Source organism: Inhella sp. (genome assembly GCF_027532025.1).
Taxonomy (GTDB): Bacteria; Pseudomonadota; Gammaproteobacteria; order Burkholderiales; family Burkholderiaceae_C; genus Inhella.
In genome coordinates this window covers 1-18,710 of sequence record NZ_JAPZSY010000012.1, presented here as the reverse complement: position 1 = coordinate 18,710, position 18,710 = coordinate 1, and the positions used below count along the sequence as shown (strand labels likewise).

The 18,710-nt window shown below is 69.3% G+C and carries 20 protein-coding genes; 17 read left to right on the top strand and 3 right to left on the bottom strand.

Annotated features, from left to right (window positions below; genetic code table 11):
* Window positions 1-31 precede the first annotated feature (31 nt).
* From def to O9335_RS02465, 10 genes are all read left to right on the top strand, one after another.
* Window positions 32-562: a peptide deformylase gene (gene def, locus O9335_RS02510; RefSeq protein ID WP_298383077.1), complete on the top strand. Its 531-nt coding sequence runs from the start codon at window positions 32-34 to the stop codon at window positions 560-562.
* 8 nt (window positions 563-570) lie between these two features.
* Window positions 571-1,512, top strand: coding sequence for a methionyl-tRNA formyltransferase (gene fmt, locus O9335_RS02505; protein WP_298383076.1), 942 nt, complete (start codon window positions 571-573; stop codon window positions 1,510-1,512).
* Window positions 1,513-1,566: 54 nt separating this feature from the next.
* Window positions 1,567-2,415 (top strand): zinc metalloprotease HtpX, encoded by an 849-nt coding sequence (gene htpX / locus O9335_RS02500; protein WP_298383073.1) that lies wholly within the window; start codon window positions 1,567-1,569, stop codon window positions 2,413-2,415.
* 65 nt (window positions 2,416-2,480) lie between these two features.
* Complete coding sequence (locus tag O9335_RS02495; RefSeq protein ID WP_298383070.1) at window positions 2,481-2,852, top strand: hypothetical protein; 372 nt, start codon at window positions 2,481-2,483, stop codon at window positions 2,850-2,852.
* 134 nt (window positions 2,853-2,986) lie between these two features.
* Window positions 2,987-3,751, top strand: coding sequence for a head GIN domain-containing protein (locus O9335_RS02490; RefSeq protein WP_298383068.1), 765 nt, complete (start codon window positions 2,987-2,989; stop codon window positions 3,749-3,751).
* Window positions 3,752-3,798: 47 nt separating this feature from the next.
* Window positions 3,799-4,512: an AzlC family ABC transporter permease gene (locus O9335_RS02485; RefSeq protein ID WP_367185395.1), complete on the top strand. Its 714-nt coding sequence runs from the start codon at window positions 3,799-3,801 to the stop codon at window positions 4,510-4,512.
* Window positions 4,509-4,838, top strand: a complete 330-nt coding sequence (locus tag O9335_RS02480; RefSeq protein WP_298383065.1) for an AzlD domain-containing protein — start codon at window positions 4,509-4,511, stop codon at window positions 4,836-4,838. Before O9335_RS02485 ends, O9335_RS02480 begins: the two co-directional genes overlap by 4 nt.
* Before the next feature lie 31 nt (window positions 4,839-4,869).
* Window positions 4,870-6,063, top strand: a complete 1,194-nt coding sequence (locus O9335_RS02475; protein WP_298383036.1) for a phosphoglycerate kinase — start codon at window positions 4,870-4,872, stop codon at window positions 6,061-6,063.
* Window positions 6,064-6,179: 116 nt separating this feature from the next.
* Entirely contained in the window at window positions 6,180-7,121 is a 942-nt protein-coding gene (locus O9335_RS02470) for an ABC transporter ATP-binding protein (protein WP_298383034.1), read from the top strand.
* Window positions 7,118-8,410: an ABC transporter permease gene (locus O9335_RS02465; protein ID WP_298383031.1), complete on the top strand. Its 1,293-nt coding sequence runs from the start codon at window positions 7,118-7,120 to the stop codon at window positions 8,408-8,410. The genes O9335_RS02470 and O9335_RS02465 overlap by 4 nt, the downstream gene beginning before the upstream one ends.
* Window positions 8,411-8,431: 21 nt before the next feature.
* Here O9335_RS02465 and ilvB read toward each other — a convergent pair whose 3' ends face one another.
* Window positions 8,432-10,174 carry a biosynthetic-type acetolactate synthase large subunit gene (gene ilvB / locus O9335_RS02460; RefSeq protein WP_298383028.1) on the bottom strand — a complete coding sequence of 581 codons (1,743 nt, stop codon included), beginning with the start codon at window positions 10,172-10,174 and terminating at the stop codon, window positions 8,432-8,434.
* Between the two features lie 99 nt (window positions 10,175-10,273).
* Here ilvB and O9335_RS02455 point away from each other — a divergent pair, with 99 nt between their 5' ends.
* From O9335_RS02455 to O9335_RS02435, 5 genes are all read left to right on the top strand, one after another.
* Window positions 10,274-10,738 carry an Lrp/AsnC family transcriptional regulator gene (locus O9335_RS02455; RefSeq protein WP_298383024.1) on the top strand — a complete coding sequence of 155 codons (465 nt, stop codon included), beginning with the start codon at window positions 10,274-10,276 and terminating at the stop codon, window positions 10,736-10,738.
* Window positions 10,739-10,815: 77 nt separating this feature from the next.
* The gene (pyk, locus tag O9335_RS02450; RefSeq protein ID WP_298383022.1) at window positions 10,816-12,246 is read left to right on the top strand and encodes a pyruvate kinase; all 1,431 of its coding nucleotides are present in this window, start codon (window positions 10,816-10,818) and stop codon (window positions 12,244-12,246) included.
* Between the two features lie 16 nt (window positions 12,247-12,262).
* Window positions 12,263-12,598 carry a nuclear transport factor 2 family protein gene (locus O9335_RS02445; RefSeq protein ID WP_298383020.1) on the top strand — a complete coding sequence of 112 codons (336 nt, stop codon included), beginning with the start codon at window positions 12,263-12,265 and terminating at the stop codon, window positions 12,596-12,598.
* Window positions 12,598-13,836 carry a DUF4010 domain-containing protein gene (locus O9335_RS02440; protein WP_298383018.1) on the top strand — a complete coding sequence of 413 codons (1,239 nt, stop codon included), beginning with the start codon at window positions 12,598-12,600 and terminating at the stop codon, window positions 13,834-13,836. Before O9335_RS02445 ends, O9335_RS02440 begins: the two co-directional genes overlap by 1 nt.
* Before the next feature lie 261 nt (window positions 13,837-14,097).
* Entirely contained in the window at window positions 14,098-14,646 is a 549-nt protein-coding gene (locus tag O9335_RS02435) for a hypothetical protein (protein ID WP_298383015.1), read from the top strand.
* A gap of 21 nt (window positions 14,647-14,667) precedes the next feature.
* Here the strand turns inward: O9335_RS02435 and O9335_RS02430 are convergent, their stop codons facing one another.
* The gene (locus tag O9335_RS02430; RefSeq protein WP_298383012.1) at window positions 14,668-15,441 is read right to left on the bottom strand and encodes a Crp/Fnr family transcriptional regulator; all 774 of its coding nucleotides are present in this window, start codon (window positions 15,439-15,441) and stop codon (window positions 14,668-14,670) included.
* Between the two features lie 41 nt (window positions 15,442-15,482).
* Between O9335_RS02430 and O9335_RS02425 the strand changes: the two genes are divergently transcribed.
* Both O9335_RS02425 and O9335_RS02420 read left to right on the top strand, forming a co-directional pair.
* On the top strand, window positions 15,483-16,568 hold the full coding sequence (locus O9335_RS02425; RefSeq protein WP_298383009.1) for a phosphotransferase family protein: 1,086 nt from the start codon (window positions 15,483-15,485) through the stop codon (window positions 16,566-16,568).
* A gap of 8 nt (window positions 16,569-16,576) precedes the next feature.
* A complete protein-coding gene (locus O9335_RS02420; RefSeq protein ID WP_298383340.1) occupies window positions 16,577-17,863 on the top strand; it encodes an acyl-CoA dehydrogenase family protein in 1,287 nt (428 codons plus the stop codon).
* 61 nt (window positions 17,864-17,924) lie between these two features.
* Here the strand turns inward: O9335_RS02420 and O9335_RS02415 are convergent, their stop codons facing one another.
* Window positions 17,925-18,551, bottom strand: coding sequence for a hypothetical protein (locus tag O9335_RS02415; RefSeq protein ID WP_298383006.1), 627 nt, complete (start codon window positions 18,549-18,551; stop codon window positions 17,925-17,927).
* Window positions 18,552-18,710: the final 159 nt, after the last annotated feature.

Genomic DNA, 18,710 nt, shown 5'->3' with positions numbered 1-18,710 from the left:
GAACCCGCTGACTACACCCCGATACAAGCCCATGGCCCGCCTGAGCATCCTTCGCTACCCCGATCCCCGCCTGCACACGGTCGCCCAACCGGTTGCCGTCGTGGACGACACCGTGCGCCAACTGGTCGACGACATGCTGGAGACCATGTACGCCGCGGAAGGCGTGGGCTTGGCCGCCACGCAGGTGGACCGCCACCTTCGAGTGCTGGTGATGGATTGCAGTGAAGGCCGGGACCAGCCCATGGTCGTGATCAATCCGGAGATCGTCGAAGCCAGCCGGGACATGCGCGACGAAGAGGAGGGCTGTCTGTCCGTGCCCCAGACCTACGACCGCGTGCGCCGCCATGCCCGGGTGCGGGTGCGGGCCCTGAACCGCGATGGGCAGCCCTACGAGTTCGACGCCGAGGGCCTGCTGGCGGTTTGCGTGCAACACGAGATGGACCACCTGATGGGCAAGGTGTTCGTGGAGTACCTGAGCCCGCTCAAGCGCGAGCGCATCAAGACCAAGATGATGAAGCGAACGCGCGAGGAGCAGGCGCGCACGGCGCACCGCTTGGGTTGAGTGTTTCGATGCGCCTCGTCTTTGCCGGCACGCCGGCGTTCGCGGCCCAGGCGCTCGAGGCGCTGTTGCAAGCCGGCCACGAGGTGGTGGGGGCGATGACGCAGCCCGACCGGCCCGCGGGGCGCGGCCTGAAGGTGCAAGCCTCGCCCGTCAAGCAGGCGGCGGTGGCGGCCGGGGTGCCGGTCATTCAGCCTGAGGGCCTGCGTTTGGGGGGGCGCTTCGATGCCCAGGCGCAAGCGGCGCAGGCTCAGTTGCTGGCCTGGGCGCCCGAGGTGCTGGTGGTGGCCGCTTACGGGCTCATCCTCCCCGCCTGGGTGCTGGCCCTGCCGCCACGGGGCTGCCTGAACATCCATGCCAGCCTGCTGCCCCGCTGGCGGGGCGCAGCCCCCATTCAGCGCTGCATCGAGGCGGGCGACCGTGACACCGGGAACACCATCATGCAGATGGATGCCGGCCTGGACACCGGCGCCATGTTGCTGCAAGAGGCGTTCGCCCTGGCGCCCGACGAGACCACCGCCACCTTGCACGACCGCCTGGCGGCTCAAGGGGCCCGGTTGATCGTCGAGGCCCTGGCGCGCCTGGATGCTTTGGTGCCCACGGCGCAACCCGAGGCGGGCGTGACCTACGCCGCCAAGATCGACAAGGCCGAGGGGCAGGTGGATTGGACGCAGCCCGCCGCGGTCATCGAGCGTCGGCTGCGGGCTTTCGATCCCTTCCCCGGTGGCTCCGCACCCTTGGCTGGCGAACCCGTCAAGGTTTGGCGCGCCCGCTTGGGCTCGGGGCAGGGCCTGCCGGGGACCGTGCTGGCCTGGCACGCCGACGGCCCGGAACTGGCTTGTGGCGAGGGCAGCTTGGTGCTGACGCAGGCGCAGCGCCCGGGCGGAAAGCGGGGTCCCGCCTCGGCCGTGCTCAAGCCCTTGGGCCTGCCCGTGGGAAGCCGTTGGGCTTGAAATGAGGCCGGGCGGTACCCATCTCACCCGCCGGGGCCCTGCAAGGAGGACGACGTGTTCAATATGTTGAAAACCGCTGTGCTGATGGCGGCCATCACGGCGCTGTTCATGGTCGTGGGGCGACTGCTGGGCGGCCAGCAGGGCATGACCCTGGCGCTGCTGTTCGCTTTGGCGATGAACTTCTTCAGCTATTGGTTCTCCGACAAGTTGGTGCTGAAGATGGTCAACGCCCAGGAGGTGGATGCCCAGTCGGCGCCGCGCTTCTACGCGATGGTGGCGGAATTGGCCCAGCGCGCGAACCTGCCGATGCCGCGTGTCTATCTGATCGACGAGGCCGCACCGAACGCATTTGCCACCGGCCGGAGCCCGCAGCACGCCGCCGTGGCCGCGACGACGGGGCTGATGCGCTTGCTCAGCGAGCGCGAATTGCGCGGCGTGATGGCGCACGAATTGGCGCATGTCAAACACCGCGACATCCTGATCAGCACCATCAGCGCCACCATGGCCGGCGCCATCTCGGCCTTGGCCAACTTCGCCATGCTGTTCGGCGGGCGAGACAGCGAGGGGCGTCCGGTCAACCCCATCGCGTCGATCGCGGTCATGATCCTGGCGCCGCTGGCGGCCAGCTTGATCCAAATGGCCATCAGCCGCGCGCGGGAGTTCGAGGCCGACCGCGGCGGCGCCGAGATCGCTGGCGATCCGGCGGCGCTGGCCAGTGCGTTGGAAAAGATCCACCATCATGCGCGGGGCATCCCGATGGCGGCTGTCGAGGCGCACCCGGAAACGGCGCAAATGATGATCATGAACCCGCTCTCGGGCGGCGGTTTGCGCGGGCTGTTCAGCACGCACCCGAGCACCGAAGAGCGCGTGGCGCGCCTCCGGGCTCTGGCCCGGGGCGCCTGAATTGACCGGCAAAGCAGGCGTTGTTCTCGCTCAAGCCCAGGCCGATGCCCGCCGACATTGACACCATGACGCCGCCCCGCTCCGTCTTGCCCCTGCTCAGCGCTTTGGCGTTGGGTGTTTTGCTGGCCGGTTGCGAAATGCTGGGGATCCCCGATCCGGCCAAGGAAGCGGCGGCGAAGGAGGCCGAGGGCAAGGCCATCGGCAGCGCCTGCCGCCACGCCATGCGCGCCATCGAGGACTGCTACACCCTGAACCCCAAGGCCCTCAAGTCGGCGGTGTACACCGGTTGGCGCGAGATGGACGAGTACATGCGCGAGAACAAGCTCGAGGGGGTGGCGCCCGTGCTGCCTCGGGCGGAGGGCAAGAAGCCCAAGAAGGAAGACGCGGCCGAAGACGACGCGCCGGCGCCCGCCAAGAAGAAGGCCGCCAGCGAGTGACCGCGGGCCGGGGCCATTCGGCCCCGCTTCGGTGCGCTTGGGGCGCCGTGAACCGCAGTTCGTCGCAGCGCGGCTGATGCGCGGGCTCCAACTGGGCAGCATGCGTGCATCGCATCCCCACCCGGAGTTTCGACATGCCATCACAGTTCCTTCGCCGCACCCTGCTCACCGGCGCCGCTGCCGTGGCCCTCACCTTCAGCGCGGCAGCCCTGCCGCTTTCCTTCCAATGGGGAGCCGGAGAAAGTGTCAAAGGCAGTGGCACCTCGGCGCGCGAGGCGCGCGATGCGAGCGGCTTCGAAGCGGTGCGCGTGGCGGGCCCCTTCCAGGTGGTGCTGCGCCAGCAGCCCGCGCACCGGGTGTCCTTGGAGGGCGATGGCAACCTGCTGTCCTACGTCGAGACCCGCGTTGTCGACGGGAACAAAGGCAAGGTGCTGGAGGTGGGCGTGAAGCGCGGCTACCAGTTGAAGTCCAGCCAAGCGTTGAAGGTGGAAATCGACCTGCCCACCCTGAGAGCGGTGGTGCTGGCGGGTTCGGGCCAGGCGCAGTTGGGCCCCATGAAGGCGGGCGTGCTGGACCTGAGCGTGACGGGCAGCGGCAACGTCAAGGCCAGCCAGTTGCAGGCCGACAAGCTCAGCATCAACGTGACGGGCAGCGGTGACGTGGTGGCCGACGGGCGCAGCGCCGAACTGGGTGTGTCCATCACTGGCAGTGGCGATGTCCAGTTGGCCGACTTCGTGGCCGATGAGGTCAAGGTCAGCATCTCGGGCAGCGGGGACGCGGCGGTGCAGGCCAACCGCAAGCTGAAGGTGAGCATCGCCGGCAGTGGCGATGTGCGCTACCGCGGCGATGCCGAACTGACCAGCAGCATCGCTGGCGCCGGCACCGTCCGCAAGTTCTGAGGCCGCCGGTACTCGGGTGAAACCCGGGCCCGCCACAATGGTGGGCCTTGAACGCATCCACCCCCACCCCCCTCTACCGTCACCCGGAATTCCAGCGCGGCGCCCGCGAGATGGTCGGCCCGGCGCTGGGCATTGCGGCGTGGGGCTTGGTCACCGGGGTGGCCATGGTCAAGAGCGGGCTGACGCTGGCCCAGTGCCTGGGCATGACCCTGCTGGTGTTCGCCGGCAGCGCGCAACTGGCCAGCCTGCCGCTCATCGCCGCTGGTGCGCCCCTGTGGGTGTTGTTGGGCACCGCGTTTTGCGTGAACCTGCGCTTCGTCATCTTCAGCGCGCAGTGGCGCCACTACTTCGGCCACCTGCCGCGCCCGCGCCGCTGGGCCATCGGCTACTTGGCCGGCGACCTGAACTTCGTCAATTTCGTCAAACGTTTCCCCGACCCGCAGCCGGGCCCGGGCCAAGAGGCTTACTTTTGGGGCAGCGTGTCGGTGAACTGGACGGCGTGGCAGACCGCCTCCGTCACCGGCATCCTGCTGGCCGAGCGCATTCCCACCGCCTGGGGGCTGGGCTTTGCGGGCGTGTTGGCGCTCTTGGGCATGGCCTATTCGTTGCTCAACGAGCGCGTGCTGTGGGCCGTGGCCGGGGTGGCCGGCGCGGTGTCCATCGCAGCCTACGCGCTGCCCTTCAAGCTGCACATCGTGGCCGCCATCGTGGTGGCCGGCGCCCTGGGTTGGTGGCTGGACGCGCGGGAGGGTCGGGCATGACGGAGGCCGAGGTGTGGCTCGTCATTGCCGGCCTGGCGGGCATGACCGTGTTGGCCCGCAACTTCTTCATGCTCAGTCAGCGCCCCTGGCCCATGCCGCACTGGGCGCGCGAGGCGCTCAAGGTGGCGCCCCTGGCCGCGCTGGTGGCCGTGGTGGCCCCCGAGGTGTTCATGACGCAAGGGCAGCTCATCGACACCTGGCAAGACCCCCGCTGGCCCGCCGCCGTGGTGGCCACGCTGGCCTACTTTTGGCGCCGCAGCATCCTGGCCACCATCGTCTGCGGCATGGCCGCCCTGCTGGTGCTCAAGCTCGGCTTCGGTTGGTAACCCTTTTTTTTCTTCACTCCCTCAAACGACCATGAACGTCATCCGTTTCGCCGATCTCGTTGCGCAAGGCGCTGCCCAAGGCAAGCGCGTCTTCATCCGCGCCGACCTCAACGTGCCGCAAGACGACAGCGGTGCCATCACCGAAGACACCCGCATCCGCGCCTCGCTGCCCGCCATTCGCATGGCGCTGGACGCCGGCGCCGCCGTGATGGTCACCTCGCACCTGGGCCGTCCCACCGAGGGCGAGTTCAAGCCCGAGGACTCGCTGGCCCCCGTGGCCGAGCGCATGGCCGAGTTGCTGGGCCGCCCCGTGCGCTTGGTGGCCGACTGGGTGGACGGCGTGGACGTGGCCCCGGGCGAGCTGGTGCTGCTGGAAAACTGCCGCCTGAACAAGGGCGAGAAGAAGAACAACGACGAGCTGGCCCGCAAGCTGGCCGCGCTGTGCGACATCTTTGTGCACGACGCCTTCGGCACCGCGCACCGCGCCGAGGGCACGACCTACGGCATCGCCCAGTACGCGCCCATCGCTTGCGCCGGCCCGCTGCTGGCGGCCGAGATCGACGCCATTTCCAAGGCCCTGGCCCAACCGGCGCGCCCGCTGGTGGCCATCGTGGCCGGCAGCAAGGTCAGCACCAAGCTCACCATCCTGCAGGCCCTCTCGTCCAAGGTGGACGGGCTCATCGTGGGCGGCGGCATCGCCAACACCTTCATGCTGGCCGCAGGCTTGAAGATCGGCAAGAGCCTGGCCGAACCCGACCTGTTGGGCGAGGCCCGTGCCGTGATCGAGGCCATGAAGGCCCGTGGCGCTGCGGTGCCCATCCCCGTGGACGTGGTGACCGCCAAGGCCTTTGCCGCCGACGCGCCGGCGACCGTCAAGGCGGCCGACGAGGTGGCCGACGACGACCTGATCCTGGACATCGGCCCCAAGACGGCCGCGATGCTGGCCGAGCAGCTCAAGGCCGCTGGCACCATCGTCTGGAACGGCCCGGTGGGTGTGTTCGAGTTCGAGGCCTTCTCGCACGGAACCGAAACCCTGGCCCGCGCCATCGCGTCCAGCAGCGCCTTCTCCATCGCGGGCGGCGGCGACACCCTGGCGGCCATCGCCAAGTACGGCATCGCCGACCAGGTCAGCTACATCAGCACCGGCGGCGGCGCCTTCTTGGAAGTGCTGGAAGGCAAGACCCTGCCGGCCTTCGAGATCCTGGCGAAGCGCGCGGCGGGCTGACGCTGCTGGCGCCGCGCGGCCGTCGATTGGCGCCGCGCGCGCGCCATCCGTCGCCAGGGGGATGGTTCAGGCCGGGGGGGCGGAGAAGATGCGCGCCATCCCCTCCAGGAGCCCCCATGAGCCTCGGTCTTGAAGCGCAGCACCTGCGCAAAACCTACGGCAGCCGCGTCGCCGTCGACGGCGTCTCGCTGTCCTTGGCCCCCGGCCAGTTGCTGGCCTTGCTGGGCCCCAACGGCGCCGGCAAGTCCACCACCATCGGCATGGTGTGTGGTCTCACCGCACCCGACGCCGGCAGCGTGGCCATCGGCGGCCACACCCTGGCGCAAGACCGCAACGCCTACCAGCGCCGCATCGGCCTGGTGCCGCAAGAAATCGCCCTCTTCGAGGACCTGCCCGCGCAGGCCAACGTCGAGCTGTTCGGCGCGCTGTACGGCCTGAGCCGCGCGCAGCAGCGCGAACGTGCCGCCGAGGTGCTGGCCCGCGTGGGCCTGCTGGACCGCGCCGGCGACAAGCCCTTGACCTTCAGCGGCGGCATGAAGCGCCGGCTCAACATCGCCTGCGCGCTGGTGCACGGCCCCGAGGTGCTGCTGCTGGACGAGCCCACCGCCGGCGTGGACCCGCAAAGCCGCAACGCCATCTTCGACACGCTGGAAGGCCTCAAGCGCGAGGGCAAGGCCCTGCTCTACACCACGCATTACATGGAAGAGGCCGAGCGCCTGGCCGACGCCATCGTCATCGTCGACCACGGGCGCGTGGTGGCCCAGGGCACCCTGACGCAGTTGCTGGCGCAGTTGCCGGCGGCGCAGCAATTGCAAATCGACCTGGACGGGCCTCCCGCGCTGCCGCCCTTGTCGGCCCTGCCGGGGGTCAAACGCGTGCAGGCCTTCGATGCGCGCTTGGTGCTGGGGGTGGACGACCTCGAGGTCGCGCCGGCGGTCTTGCAGGCCCTGGCCGCCCAGGGGCGGCGCGTGAAGCATCTGAGCAGCGGACGCGCCTCGCTTGAGGACGTGTTCCTGCACCTCACCGGGCGCACCCTGCGCGATGGAGCGTCGGCATGAGCCCCGCCTTCTTCGCCCTGGTGCGCAAGGACCTGCGCCTGTTCTTGCAGGATCGCCGTGCGCTCTTGCTCAACCTGCTGGCGCCGGTGCTGATCGCCGCCTTCTTTGGTTCCCTGTTCGGCGGCAGCGGCAGTGCGGGCAAGCCCTCGCGCATCCCCGTGGCGGTCACCGACCTGGATGGCAGCCCTGGCAGCACCCAAGTGCTGGAGGCCCTGCGGGCCAACGCCAGTTTGGATGTTCAGATCTTGCCTGCCGACTCGGCGGCGGACTGGGTGCGCAAGGGCAAGCTGCGCGCGGCTGTCACCCTGCCCTCGGGTTTTGGCGCACAAGCCGGGCGAGCGCTTTTTGGGGCGGGCCCCCGACCCGAGATCGTGGTCACGCACGACCCTTCTCAGGCCGTGGTGCTGCCCATGGTCGAGGGGCTCTTGTCGCAGGCGGTCATGCAGGTCGTGGGGCGAGACGCCATGTCACCGTCGGGCGCCACTTTTCGCGCGCTCCGCCAGGAGGCGGAGACCGCCGAAGGCCTGCCACCGCAGCAGCGACAGGACTTGGCGGAGATGTTCCGCAGCATCGAAAAGGTCCAGTCGCAAGCACCTGCCGCTTCCGCTGCTGGGACGGGCGTGGGTGGGCTCAGTCAGCCCTTCGTGCTGCGCAAGGTGGAGGCCACCGCGGGCACGGGGCCAGCCCAGGGCTACAACGCTTACGCCCACTCGTTTGGCGGCATGGGGGTGCAGTTCATCCTGATGCTGGGCGTGGAGATCGGCGTGGGCCTGTTGCTGCTGCGCCGCCAAGACCTGTGGAAGCGTTTGCGCGCCGCGCCGCTGAGCCGTGCGACCTTGCTGGGCAGCCGCATGGCCAGCGCCGCGCTCATCGCCTTGGGGCTGTTCGCCGCCATCTTGGGCGTGGGCATGGCCGTGTTCGGGGTGCGCGTGCACGGCAGTTGGCTGGGGCTGGCCGCTGTCTTGGTCGCGTTCTCGGCCATGACGGCCAGCTTCGGCCTGATGGTGGCCGCCTTGGGCCGCACGCCCGAGGCCACGCGCAGCTTGGCCATCGTGGCCACCTTGTTGATGGTGATGCTGGGCGGCGCTTGGGTGCCCTCGTTCGTCTTTCCCGAATGGTTGCAGACGGTGAGCCTGTTCGTGCCCACCCGCTGGGCGGTGGACGGCATCGATGCCATGACGTGGCGCGGCCTGGGCCTGGACGCGGCGCTGTGGCCCAGCGCGGTGCAACTGGGCTTTGCCTTGCTGTTCGCGGCGGTGGCGGTGTGGCGCTTCCGGTGGCGCGAGTGAAGAGGGGCTGCGGCCTGTTGATCAGGGGGCCAGCAGCAACTCGTGCTGGCCGGCGCCGGCCGGCATCATGGGGTAGCAGTTCTCTTCGGCGAGCACCTCCACGTCGAGCAGGACGGGGCCCGGTTGGTTGAGTGCTTCGAGCACGCCGGCCTCGAGTTCGTCGTGCTGCGTCAGGCGCCGGGCTTGCCAGCCGAAGCTCTGTGCCAGGGCCACGAAGTCAGGCAGGGCCTCGGTGTAGCTGTGGCTGTAGCGGCCGCCGTGGTGCAGCGCTTGCCACTGGCGCACCATGCCCATGCGCCCGTTGTTGACCAGCACGACCTTCACGGGGCAGCCGTGCTGCACGGCGGTTGACATCTCTTGCAGGTTCATCAAGAAGGAAGCGTCGCCGCTGACGCAGACCACGAGCCGCCCGGGGTGGGCGATTTGCGCCCCGATGGCCGCTGGCAGGCCGAAGCCCATGGTGCCGGCGCCGCCCGAGGTCAGAAAGCGCCGTGGCTTTTCGAAACCCAAGTGCTGCGCGGCCCACATCTGGTGCTGGCCGACGTCGGTGCTGACGATGGCGTCGCGCCCGCGCAGGTGACGGTCCAGGGTTTGCATGAGCGCCTGCGGGGCGATGTGCGGGCGGCGTTCCGCGAAAGCCAGCGAGCGGCGCTGCCGCCAGGTCTCGATGCGTGCCCACCAGGGCGCGAGGCGATCGGCCGCCAGCGCCGGGCGCTGGTGCCAGGCGCGGCGCAGGGCCTGCAGCCAGGCATCGGCCGGGCCCACGAGCGGAAAGTCGGCCCGCACGACCCGGCCGATGTTGAGCGGGTCGATGCTCAGGTGCACGAAGCGCGCCCGTGGACAAAAGTCGCCCAAGCGGCCGGTCACCCGGTCGTCAAACCGGCTGCCCAGCGCCAGCACCAGGTCGGCCTCGTGCATGGCCATGTTGGCTTCCAGCGTGCCGTGCATGCCCAGCATGCCCAGCCATGCCGGGTTGCTGGCCGGCAGGGCGCCCAGGCCCTGCAGGGTCAGGGTGCAGGGCGCACCGCTGTCGTTGACGAGGGCCGCAAAGTCGGCGCAAGCCGCCTCGCCCGCCTGCACCAAACCGCCGCCGCCATAGAACACCGGGCGCTCGGCGCAGGCCAGGGCGTCGACCACCGCGGCGGCGAGCGCTTCGTCCACCGCGGCGGCGGGCGGCGGTTGCGGTGTGGGAGCAGGCACGGCGGCGGCGTGGCAGGCCTCGGCCAGCACGTCCTTGGGGATGTCCAGCAGCACCGGACCTGGGCGGCCGCTGCAGGCCGCCGCGACGGCTTGGTGCAGCAGCGCTGGGATGTGCGCGGCCTCCCGCGCTTGCGCCTGCCACTTGGTCACCGAGCGAGTGATCGACAGGGCATCGCATTCCTGGAACGCTTGCGTGCCGATGGCAGCCCGCGCCACCTGGCCGCTGATGCACAGCACCGGCAGCGAGTCGGATTGCGCGTCCAGCAGGCCAGAGACGGTGTTGGCCACCCCTGGGCCGGAGGTGACGAGCACCACGCCCAGGTGCCCGGTGCTGCGCGCGTAGCCTTCGGCGGCGTGGACGGCGGCCTGTTCGTGGCGCACCAGCACGTGGCGCAGCCGCGGCTCCCCGAACAGCGCGTCGTAAATGGGCAGCACCGCCCCGCCGGGGTAGCCGAACACGGTGTCCACCCCGAGGGCCACCAAGCCCCGAATCAGGCACTCGGCCCCCGTGGTGGCGGGGGCGTCGGATGGGGGGAGTCGGCCGGTGCAAAGATCGATGTTCATGGCAAGAATTTGCCGAAAAAGACGCGGAAAAGGCTTCCGTTTTGCTGCGTTTGTCGATTGAATGCAGAACATTCATCTTCAAAAACGAAACCAATCAGCATGAAAACCCTGGATGCTTTCGATCGCGCCATCCTGCGCGAGCTGCAACGCGATTCGCGACTGAGCTTGGCCGAGTTGGGCAAGGCGGTGGGGTTGTCGGCCTCGCCCTGCTGGGCGCGGGTCAAGCGGCTGGAGGCCGACGGCGTGATCGAGGGCTACACGGTGCGCCTGAATGCGGGCCGCTTGGGCCTGGGCGACACGGTGATCGTCCAACTCACCCTGGACAGCCACTCCGACGACACCTTGTTCGCCTTCGGCCGCGCGCTGGCCGAGATCCCGGAGGTGCTCGAGGCCTATCTGGTGTCGGGCGACTACGACTACCTCATCCGCATCGCCGTGCGCGACACCCAGGACTACGAGCGCCTGTTGCGCGAGCGGCTCTACCGGATTCCGGGCATCCGCCACAGCAAGTCCAGCTTCGTGCTGCGCTGCCTCAAAAACAGCCCCTTGCCGCTGGAGCGCTGATCGCGGCCCCAGACCGTGCACACGGCCGGCGCATGTAATCGCATAATCGCAAGACTGCGTAACCGAGTTACATCGTCATGACCCGCGCCACCAAGATCGTCGCCACCCTGGGCCCCGCCTCCAACACCCCCGAGATGCTGGAGCGCCTGATCCGCGCCGGCGTTGACGTCGTGCGCCTGAACTTCAGCCACGGCAAAGCGCAGGACCACATCGACCGCGCCACCATGGTGCGCGAGGCTGCGCGCCGCGTGGGCAAAGAAGTGGCCATCATGGCCGACCTGCAGGGCCCCAAGATCCGCGTCGGCAAGTTCGCCGAAGGCAAGGTCATGCTGGAGAACGGCGCCCCCTTCGTCCTGGACGCCGAGCGCACCGAGCCGGGTGATGTCAACGCCGTGGGCCTGGACTACAAAGAGCTGCCGCGCGACGTGAAGCCCGGCGACACCCTGCTGCTGAACGACGGCCTGCTGGTGCTGACGGTGGACGCGGTGCGCGGCGCCGCCGTGCACACCACGGTGAAGATGGGTGGCGAGCTCAGCAACAACAAGGGCATCAACAAGCAAGGCGGCGGCCTCACGGCCCCGGCGCTGACCGGCAAAGACATGGAGGACATCAAGACCGCGATGTCCTTCCAGTGCGAGTACCTGGCCGTCAGCTTCCCCAAGAACGCCACCGACATGGAGCTGGCCCGCCAACTGGCCAACGTGGCCGGCGAGCCCTATCGCCACAAGGCGGCGCTGATCGCCAAAATCGAGCGCAGCGAAGCCATTCCGCAGCTGGAAGCCATCTTGAAGGCCAGCGACGGCATCATGGTCGCCCGCGGTGACTTGGCCGTGGAGGTGGGCAACGCCGCCGTGCCCGCGCTGCAAAAGCGCATGATCAAGATGGCGGCCGACATGGACAAGCTGACCATCACCGCCACGCAGATGATGGAGTCCATGATCGTCAACCCGGTGCCCACGCGCGCCGAGGTCAGCGACGTGGCCAACGCCGTGCTGGACGGCACCGACGCCGTGATGCTCAGCGCCGAAACCGCGGCCGGCAAGTTCCCGGTCGAAACCGTCGAGCAGATGGCCGCCATCGCCCTCGAGGCCGAGCGCGCCGAGTACGTCAGCATCGAGACCGACTTCGCCGACCGCCGCTTCGCCCGCATCGACCAGTCCATCGCCATGGGCGCGCTGTTCACCGCGCACCACCTGGGCTGCAAGGCCATCCTGGCGCTGACCGAGTCGGGCAGCACCGCGCTGTGGATGAGCCGCCACCGCATCAAGGTGCCCATCTTTGCGCTGACCACGCAGCCCATCAGCCAGCGCAAGATGGCGCTGTACCGCAACGTCTACCCGCTGCTCATGCCCAAGTTCGAAGATCGCGACACGGCGCTGCTGGCGGCCGAGAAGCTACTGGTCGACCGCGGCGTGCTCATGCCGGGCGACACCTACGCCATCACCTGCGGCGAGCCCATGGGCTACCCGGGCGGCACGAACATGTTGAAGGTCTGCCGAGTCGGGTGATCGTTATCCTCGGGCCATGACGCCCGAACAACTCGCCCAAGAACAACTCGACGCCTACAACGCCCGCGACCTGGCGCGCTTCATCGCCTGCTACAGCGAGGACATCGCGCTGTACCGGCCGCCCGCGGCCGAGCCCTCGATCCAAGGCAAGGTCGCGCTGGCCGCGCACTACGCGGCGAACCGCTTCAACCTGCCGGCGCTGCACGCCGAGTTGCTGGGCCGCTTGGTGGTCGGTAGCAAGGTGTTCGACCACGAGCGCGTGCACGGCGTGCGGCCCGAGCCCTTCGAGGTGGCGGCCGTGTACGAGGTGCGCGACGGCTTGATCGCCAAGGCCTACTTTTTCGACGCTTGATGACGCTGGAAGGCCTGCCCCTCGTTGGCTTGGCCGTGGCCCTGGGCTGCGGCCTGCTGGTGGGGCTGGAGCGCGAGCGTCGCAAGGGCGAGGGCCCCGACCGCGACGTGGCGGGCCTGCGCACCTTCACCGTGGCCGCGATGGCGGGCGTGCTGGCCGCCTGGCTGGCCGAGCCCTGGCTGGTGGCCGCCGGGTTGCTGGCCGTGGCGGCCGTGCTAACCGCCACCTTGTGGCGGCAACGCCAGCAGGACCCGGGCCTGACCACCGAACTGGCCCTGCTGGCCACCTACCTCATCGGTGCTCTGGCTTTGGATCGGCCCATGGGCGCCGCCGTGGCGGCGCTGGTGCTCACCGGCCTGTTGGCGCTGCGCACCCGGCTGCACCACTTCGCCCGCAGCGTCTTGCGCGAAGAGGAGCTGCACGACCTGCTGCTGCTGGGCGCCATTGCCTTGCTGGTCATGCCCTTGTTGCCCGCGCAGCCGCTCGCCTGGCTCGGCGGGGTCAGCGCCCGGCAGCTGGGCGGGCTGGTGCTGGTGCTGTTGACGCTGCAGGGGCTGGCGCACGTGGCCTTGCGCCTGTTGGGGTCGCGCGCCGGCTGGCTCGCCTCGGGCCTCCTGGGGGGGCTGGTGTCCAGCACGGCCACGGTGGCGGCGCTGGGGGCGCAGGCGCGGCGTCATGGCGGCGATGTGCGGGCCCACGCGGCGGCGGCGGTCATGTCCACCGCCGCCACCTGGCTGCAAACCTTGCTGATGCTGTGGCCCCTGGCGCCCGAGGGCGCCCGCGCTTGGACGCCGGTGGCCTTGGCGGGTCTGCTGCTGGCGCTGACCTGGGGCTGGTGGCTGGCGCCCGCCCAGCTGCCCGAGGCGGCGCCGGCTGGCCGCCGTCCGCTGCGGCCGCGCGAGGCCTTGCTGCTCGCCGCCCTGCTCACGGGCGTCACGGTGGCCGTCAGCGCGGCCCAGCATGCCATGGGCAACCTCGGTGCCTTGGGCGGCGCGGCCTTGGCGGGCTTGGCCGACGCCCACGCCGCCCTGCCGTCCCTGGCTGGCTTGGCGCACGAGGGCCGGATCCAGGCCTCCATCCTCATCCTCGGCCTGCTGCTCGCCCTGGGCGCCAACGGCCTGACGCGCAGCGTCGTGGCCTTCACGGCGGGCGGGGCTGCCTACGGGCGCTGGGTCACTGGCGCGCTGGTGGCGCAGCTGCTGGCGGCGGGCGCCATGGCCGGCCTGGCGCTGGCCTGAACCGCCGCGCGGCGCTTGTTACCAATCGCAACGGACGCCCTTGTTTGAGGGCTGCGTGCCCGGCTTGAAGCCGTCGGCAGCGCTTACGCTCGCGCCCGTTTTTTCCTTCCCTCCTTCCTGATGCCCATGCGAACCCTCGTTGTTGCCTTGTTGTCCGTTGTCGTGGTGCTGGCCGCCTGCAACAAAAAGGAGCCCGCCCCTCCATCTGGCGCGGCGACCCCGACCCCCGCCGCCACGCCGACTCAGGCGCCGAGCCCGGCCGTGAGCGCTGAACCCACCGAGGAGGAGCGCAAGCGGGCGCAACTGCAAGCCAAGCTGGACTACGCCAACATGGAGCAGCGCTACCTCAGCGACAGCCTGGCCCAATGGGCCACGAGCGCACAAGCCAGCAGCGGCTTCGGCGACAAACCCGAGGCCGTGAAGGCAGATCCCACCAAGGGCCAGGCTTGGAAGGCGGTGGGCGCCCCTGACCACGACGAGTGGTCCCAGCAAAGCCAAGACATGGGCCTGGACTGGCTCGAAACCCGCTACGCCAAGCCGGTGCGCGCCACCGAAGTGCGGGCGGTGCTGACCAACAACCACGCCGTCAAGGCGATCACCAAGGTCGAGCTGGTGGACGAGGCCGGTGGGCTGCAAGCCGTGTGGAGCGGCATCAGCGATTTCAAGCTCGACGAGCGCGGCCCGCGGACTTGGGTGGTGCACACCTTCCCCAAGACCGACAAGCCCATCGTGGGCGTGCGTTTGACCTTCGCCAACGCGGTCAGCTCGGGCTACAAAGAAGTCGACGCGGTGCAACTCGTCGGCGAGTGATCGCCGACCAGCCGGGCCGGTTCAGCCGCCGGCCTCGGCGCGCAGCGCGTCCAGGCGCAGCAACACGATCTCGCCGTAGCGCTGCTGCAGCCAGCCGTCGCGCTCCCAGGCCTTCAGCGCCTGGTTGATGCGCTGCCGGCTGGTGCCCAGCAACTGGCCCAGCGCGTCTTGCGGCAGGCGCAGCGCGATGCGCACCGTGCCCGGCTGCGGGCCGGGCTCGCCGTAGGTGTCGGCCAAGCTCAGCAGCTGTTGCGCCAAGCGCTGCGGCAGGGGCAGCAGGCTGGCCGCCTCAATCAGTCCAAACATCATGCGCAGGCGCTGGCTTTGCAGCTGCAGCAGCGCGCGCGCCAGCGCCGGGTGCTCGGCCAGCAGGGCCTCGAACTCGGCCCGGGCCACGCGCAGCAGCACGGTGTCGCCCTGGGCCTGGCCGTCGTGCGTGCGCGGCTCGCCGTCGAACAGCGAAATCTCGCCGAACCAGGCGCCCGGCTCCAGGTAGGTCAGCGTCAGTTCGCGCCCCTCGGCCGAGGCCGCGCCGATGCGGATGGCGCCTTGCAAGATGCCGTACCAAGCGTCGGCCGGGTCGCGCCGGCGGAACAGCAGTTGCCCATGCGCCAGACGCATGGGCCGCGAGCGTGCGACCACGGCCTGCTGCAAAGCCTCCGGCAACTGTGCGAACCAGGGGTGGCGGCGCAGGATGGGCAAGGGGTCGAGCGTGGGGTCGTCGGTCATGGCGCAGTAGAGGGCCCAGGGCAGGGTCGTTCCCAGGTTGTCGCCTGGGGGACAGATTGTGGCCATGGGCCGCGCGATGATCAGCGGCTCGAACGAGGAGACCCCCGATGAGTTCCTTTGCCGGCACCCGCGCGGCCGACGACACGCCCTGGTTGAACGTCCCGGCCCTCGAGGCTTGGCTGCAGGCCCACGTGGCCGGGTTCCAAGGGCCGTTGACGGTGGCCCGTTTCAACGGCGGCCAAAGCAACCCCACCTTCCAGCTCATCACGCCGCCTAAGGCCTACGTGATGCGCTGCAAGCCCGGCCCCGTGGCCCAGCTGCTGCCCACGGCCCACGCCATCGAGCGCGAAGCCCGCGTGATGACGGCCCTGGCCGGCAGCGCCGTGCCCGTGCCCCGCGTGCACGCGCTGTGCGAAGACGAAGCCCTGTTGGGCCGCGCCTTCTACGTGATGGACTACCTGGACGGCGAGGTGCACTGGGACCCGCGCCTGAAAGCCCACACGCCCGAACAGCGCGGCGCGATCTTCGACGCCATGAACGCGACCATCGCCGCCATCCACACGGTGGACCTCGACGCCGCGGGCTTGCGCGACTACGGCGCCCCCGGCAACTACTACGACCGCCAGCTCGGCCGCTGGACCAAGCAATACCGCGCCAGCTGCGCGCACGCCCCGGCCATCGACGCGATGGAGCGCCTCATCGAGTGGCTGCCCGCCAATGCCCCGGCGCCCGACACCGTGCTCACGCGCCTGGTGCACGGCGACTACCGGCTGGACAACCTGGTGTGGACGCGCGACCAAGCGAACGTGGCAACCTCAGTCATCGGCGTGCTCGACTGGGAGCTGTCCACCCTGGGCGACCCCCTGGCCGACTTCGCCTACCACGCGCTGGCCTGGGTGGCCCCGCCGGGCCCCATGCGGGGGCTGGCCGGCGTGGACTTGGCGGCCCAAGGCATCCCCGCCCTGCGCGACTACTGCGCCCGCTACGAGGCCCGCACGGGCTTGCAGGTGGGCCAGCGCTGGAACTTCTACTTCGCCTACAACCTCTTCCGCCTCGCGGCCATCATGCAAGGCGTGGCCGCCCGGGCCGCGCAAGGCATCGCCAGCAGCCAGCAGGCCGTGGCCCAAGGCGCGCTGGCGCCGCAGGTGGCGCAACTCGGCTGGCACCTCGCCCAACAAGGAATCGCGCCGTGAACTTTGGAATGACTGACAAGGGCAACGCCCTGCTGGCCCGTGTGGACGCCTTCATGCGCGAACGCATCGAGCCCCAAGAGCAAGCCGCCCGCGACGAGCTGGCCGCCAACACCTTGGCGGGCAAGCGCTGGACGCCGCTGCAAACCATCGAGACGCTGAAGAAGGAAGCCCAGGCCGAAGGCCTGTGGAACCTCTTCCTGCCGGATGAGGCCCCCGGGGCCCCGAGTACGGGTCCGGCCCCCCAAGGGGGCGTGGGCGCCTTGGGGCGGCCCGGCGGCGCCCGCTCACTCGGCGCGGGCCTCACCAACGCCGAGTACGCCCCCCTGGCCGAGCGCATGGGCCACGTGCTGTGGGCCAGCGAGGTCTTCAACTGCAGCGCGCCCGACACCGGCAACATGGAAGTGCTGGCCCGCTACGGCACGCCCGCCCAGCAAGAGCGTTGGTTGAAGCCCCTGCTGGCCGGCAGCATCCGCAGCGCCTTCGCCATGACCGAGCCCGACGTGGCCAGCAGCGACGCCACCAACATCGCCACGCGCATCGAGCGCGACGGTGACGACTACGTCATCAACGGCCGCAAGTGGTGGATCAGCGGCGCCGGCGACCCGCGCTGCGCCATCTACATCGTCATGGGCCAAAGCAACCCCGAGGCGCCCAAGCACGAGCGCCAGTCCATGATCCTCGTGCCGGCCGACACCCCGGGCGTCGAGGTGGTGCGCCCGCTGCCCGTCTTCGGCCAGGACGATGCGCCGCACGGCCACTGCGAAATGCGCTTCTCAGGAGTGCGCGTGCCCGCCGCCAACATGCTGCTGGGCGAAGGCCGCGGCTTCGAGATCGCCCAAGGCCGCCTCGGCCCCGGCCGCATCCACCACTGCATGCGCCTCATCGGCATGAGCGAACGCGCGCTGCGCCTGATGTGCGAGCGCCTGAGCAGCCGCGTCGCCTTCGGAAAGCCCCTGGCCACCCAAGGCGTGTGGCACGAACGCGTGGCGCAAAGCCGCTTGATGATCGAGCAAGCCAGATTGCTCACGCTCAAGGCCGCGTGGATGATGGACACCGTGGGCAACAAGGTGGCCAAGAACGAGATCGCCATGATCAAGGTCGTGGCGCCCAACGTCGCCTGCCAGGTCATCGACTGGGCCATCCAAGCCCACGGCGGCACGGGCGTCAGCGACGTCACGCCCCTGGCCGAGTTCTACGGCGGCGCGCGCACGCTGCGCCTGGCCGACGGGCCGGACGAGGTGCACCGCGTGACCATCGCGAAGAACGAGTTGGGGCGCTACTTGCCCCCGCGCTGAAGACCATCCATCCAGCCTTGCCGCTCCTTTCGACAGGAGAGGCAAGTTGGCTAGTCAAGTGTCAAGCGGATGCTGAACCAGCGGGATCAGCCTGTATCGGTGCGTCCTCGGCCTTCACGACAACTGCAGCGCGAACTTGACCTCCGATACGCCGGGCATTGATGCTCAGCGCAACAGGCTTTCTCTCCCACTCGGCGGCTTGAATGACCTTCTTGTAGTCGCCACTCAAGTTGTCCTGGAGGTCAGCATCTAGGCCCTCTCCGCTTGAGAGATTCAAGATGCGTAAACGTGTACCCGTCGGTCCTGACCAATCCACTCTTGCGATCCGGTAGATGCCATCCAGGCGCACTTCTTCTGATTTGCGCCGCGCATTTTCGACAAGGGAAACCGCTGCCCCACCGCTTATCTCAATGCCTCCAACCTTCGCCGAGTCTGCGCTGCGCGCCATCCTCAGGATGTCGTTGTGCGCATCGTGAGCAAGGGCTTCAACGTCCCGTAGGCGGCCGTACGACGTAAGTGCGTCCGCCATGATCTTCATCTGTTGAGTCGACTGCTGAGAGTTGGTCTGCAGCGCTAGCAATGTGGCTCGCTGAGTCTCATCTTGGATCTCTCGCAGCTTGATGTCTCTGCGGGCCTCCACATGCTTTGTCCACGCTGAATGGCCAAAGAAGGCGAGGATCAACGTCACACTGACGATCAAGATCTCTGAACCGCCCCGGGTTTCGCGGGGGCCCGTTGGTTTAAGTCAGACGGTCGCGGCCTGACCAGCGCGTTGTCGATGGTAGTTGGCCTCGAACTCGGCTGGCGGTAGGTAGCCCAGGGGTTCCATCAGTCGGTGATGGTTGAA